Annotated in this window: 2 protein-coding genes; both read left to right on the top strand. The window is 75.2% G+C overall.

Translation table 11 applies throughout. The annotated features are described in order from the left end of the window. A partial coding sequence (dnaE, locus tag G3I42_RS14610; RefSeq protein WP_164286071.1) for a DNA polymerase III subunit alpha occupies positions 1–2,903 on the top strand: 2,903 nt, incomplete at its 5' end. Further along, positions 2,900–3,779, top strand: an 880-nt coding sequence (locus tag G3I42_RS14605; RefSeq protein ID WP_164286069.1) for a hypothetical protein, incomplete at its 3' end; no start/stop codon positions are given. The genes dnaE and G3I42_RS14605, both read left to right, overlap by 4 nt.

Genomic DNA, 3,779 nt, shown 5'->3' with positions numbered 1-3,779 from the left:
GCCCGGGCTCCCTGCGCCTCGCCGCCCGCGCCGTCGGCTTCGCCGCCGAGCAGGGCGTACGCCCCGTGCTCACCAACGCCGTGCGCTACGCCGACCCGGGCCAGGGCCGCGTCGCCGACGTGCTCGACGCGGCCCGCCGCCTCGTCCCCATCGACCCCGCCAAGGGCCTCGACAGCGGCGAGCGCTGGCTCAAGGACGCCGGGCTGATGGCCCAGGAGGCCGAGCGGATCACGACCGCCGCGGGCTTCGGCCCGGACGCCGCCGCCGCGCTCCTGGCCCACACCGCCCGTACCGCCGCCGAGTGCCTCGTCGACCCCGAGGACGACCTCGGCCTCGGCTCCGTGCGCTTCCCCGAACCGCGTCTCGTCGGCGCCGGCCTGCGCACCGCGCAGCGCGCCCTCGCCTCGCGCGCCACCGCCGGGATGATCCGCAAGGGCTACGACCGGGGCCCGAAGGCGCGCGCGTACTGGGAGCGGATGCACCACGAGCTGGACATCATCGGGCACCACGACTTCGCCTCGTACTTCCTCACCGTCGCCCGCGTCGTCGACGACGTGCGCGACCTCGGCATCCGCGTCGCCGCGCGCGGCTCGGGCGCGGGCTCCCTCGTCAACCACCTCCTCGGCATCGCGCACGCCGACCCGCTGGAGCACGGGCTGCTCATGGAGCGCTTCCTGTCCAAGCGGCGCTCCGTGCTGCCCGACATCGACATCGACGTCGAGTCCGCGCGCCGCATCGAGGTCTACCGCGCGATCCTCGGCCGCTTCGGGCCCGAGCGCGTCGCGACCGTCGCGATGCCCGAGACGTACCGCGTGCGGCACGCGATCCGCGACGTCGGCGCCGCGCTCTCGCTCGACCCCGCCGACATCGACCGCATCGCCACCGCCTTCCCGCACATCCGCGCCCGCGACGCGCGCACCGCGATGGACGAGCTGCCCGAACTCGCCTCCGTCGCCGCCGAGCGCGAGAAGTACGGCACCTTCTGGGAACTGGTCGAAGGGCTCGACGCACTCCCGCGCGGCGTCGCGATGCACCCGTGCGGAGTGCTCCTCTCGGACGCCTCGCTGCTCTCCCGCACCCCCGTCGTGCCCACGAGCGGCGAATCGCTGCCGATGGCGCAGTTCGACAAGGAGGACGTCGAGGACCTCGGGCTGCTCAAGCTCGACGTGCTCGGGGTGCGGATGCAGTCCGCGATGGCGCACGCGCTCTCCGAGCTGGACCGGGCCACCGGCGAGGCCCCCGACATCGACGCCATCGAGCCGGGCGACCCGAAGACGTACCAGCTCATCCGCTCCACCGAGACCCTCGGCTGCTTCCAGATCGAGTCGCCGGGCCAGCGCGACCTCGTCGGGCGGCTCCAGCCGTCCACCTTCCACGACCTCGTCGTGGACATCTCGCTCTTCCGCCCCGGGCCCGTCGCCGCCGACATGGTGCGGCCCTTCATCGAGGCCAGGCACGGCCGCGCGCCCGTGCGCTACCCCCACCCCGACCTCGCCCCCGCCCTCGCGGACACCTACGGCGTCGTCGTCTTCCACGAGCAGGTCATCGACCTCGTGCACACCATGACCGGCTGCGGGCGCGACGAGGCCGACCGGGTGCGGCGCGGGCTCTCCGATCCCGAGTCGCAGGGCCGCATCCGCTTCTGGTTCGCGCAGCGCGCCGCCGAGCGCGGCTACGACGCGGAGACCGTCACGCGCACGTGGGAGATCGTCGAGGCCTTCGGCTCGTACGGCTTCTGCAAGGCGCACGCCGTCGCCTTCGCCGTGCCCACCTACCAGTCCGCCTGGCTCAAGGCCCACCACCCGGCCGCCTTCTACGCCGGGCTGCTCACCCACGACCCCGGCATGTACCCCAAGCGGCTGCTCCTCGCGGACGCGCGGCGCCGGGGCGTGCCGATCCTGCCCGTGGACGTGAACCACTCCGCCCCGGCCCACCGGATCGAACTGGTGTCCGAGAATGAGGTGTGGGGGGTGCGGCTCGGGCTCGCCGACGTGCACGGCATGAGCGAGGCCGAGGGCGAACGGATCGCCGCCGCACAGCCGTACACCTCGCTCCTCGACTTCTGGCAGCGCGCCAGGCCCTCGCGGCCCGTCGCCGAACGCCTCGCGCAGGTCGGCGCGCTCGACGCCTTCGGCGCCAACCGCCGCGACCTCCTCCTGCACCTCGCCGAACTCCACCGCATGGGCCGCGGCGCCGCCTCGCACGGCACACAGCTCCCGCTCTCCGGCGGCCGCCGCACCGCGCCCGCCGGGCTCCCCGACCTGGACGAGACCGAACGGCTCAGCGCCGAACTCGGCGTCCTCGGCATGGACGCGTCCCGCCACCTCATGGGCGACCACCAGGAGTTCCTGCGCGAACTGGGCGTCGTCTCCGCACGCCGTCTGCGCGAGGCCCCGCACGGCGCGACCGTCCTCGTCGCCGGCGCCAAGGCCGCGACCCAGACCCCGCCCATCCGCTCCGGCAAACGCGTCGTCTTCACGACTCTGGACGACGGCACGGGCCTCGTCGACCTCGCCTTCTTCGACGACTCGCACGAGCGCTGCGCCCACACCGTCTTCCACTCCTGGCTGCTCCTCGTGCGCGGCACCGTGCAGCGGCGCGGACCGCGCAGCCTCAGCGTCGTCGGCACCGCCGCCTGGAACCTCGCCGAACTCCTCGACCTGCGCGCCGAGGGCGGCCTCGAAGCGGTCTCGGCGAAGCTCGCTGAAGCCCAGGAGTCGCTGGAATCCCAGGAAGGACAGCCGGCGGAGCCCCCCTCCGCCGCCCGCCGCATCACCCTCCCCACCGGCTTCGAGCTCAACCCCTGGGCCGACCTCAAACCGGCGGGCGCGGACACGGCGGCGACGGGCCGCGGGATCGCGCGGGCGAAGCTCTTCCACCGGAGCCAGGGGAGCGCGGGATGAGGGAGACCGACGGATACGGGGACGAGACGGGGGCCGGCCGGTACGGGGACGGGGCGGGCCCGTACGCGCCGGGCGCGGCCGAGGGGGCCGCGAGCGGTGTGCTCTGCGTCCGCTTCCGGCTCTCGCGCGAGCCCGACGCGCCCGACCTGCTGCCCGCCCTGCTCGCCACCGCCGAAGGGCTCACCCCGCTCGTCCAGGCGCTGCCGCCCGACACCGCGCTCGCCGACGTGCGCGGCGCGCGCCGCTACTTCGGGCGCGACGTCGCCGAACTCGCCGCGCTCGTACGGGTGCGCATCCTCGCCCTGCACGGCGTCGTGTGCGCGATCGGCGTGGGCCCGACTCCGCTCATCGCCCGCATGGCCGCGCGCGAGGCCCGCTTCGGCACGACCGTCACCGTCACCGGGGACGGGCTCGCCGACTACCTCGACCGCAAGCCCGTCATCGCGCTGCCGGGCGTGGGCCCCGCCACCGCCCGTACGCTCTGCTCCTACGGGCTCGACTCCGCCGGACGCGTCGCCGCCGCCCCGCTCGGCACCCTCCAGCGCATCCTCGGCGCCCGCGCCGGACGCGAACTGCGCGCCCGCGCGCACGGCATCGACCCCACCCCCGTCACCCCCGACGCGCTCTCCCGCGCCCTCTCCGCGCACCGCGCCTTCGACCGCGACGAACTCGACCGCGACCGCCACCGCCGCGCCCTGCTCTCGCTCACCGAGGAACTCGGCAACCGGCTGCGGGCCGAGGAGCAGGTGTGCGCGAGCCTCCAGCTCACCGTCCGCTACGCCGACCGCTCCACCACCGTGCGCTCCCGGGCCCTGCCCGAACCCACCGCCCACACGCGGGCGCTCACCGCCGCCGCGTACGGCCTGCACGAGGCGC

It is taken from the genome of Streptomyces sp. SID11385 (assembly GCF_010548245.1).
In the GTDB taxonomy this organism is placed as follows: Bacteria; Actinomycetota; Actinomycetes; order Streptomycetales; family Streptomycetaceae; genus Streptomyces.
Note: the sequence above shows the minus strand (reverse complement) of the source record. Positions and strands in the feature narration are given on the sequence as shown.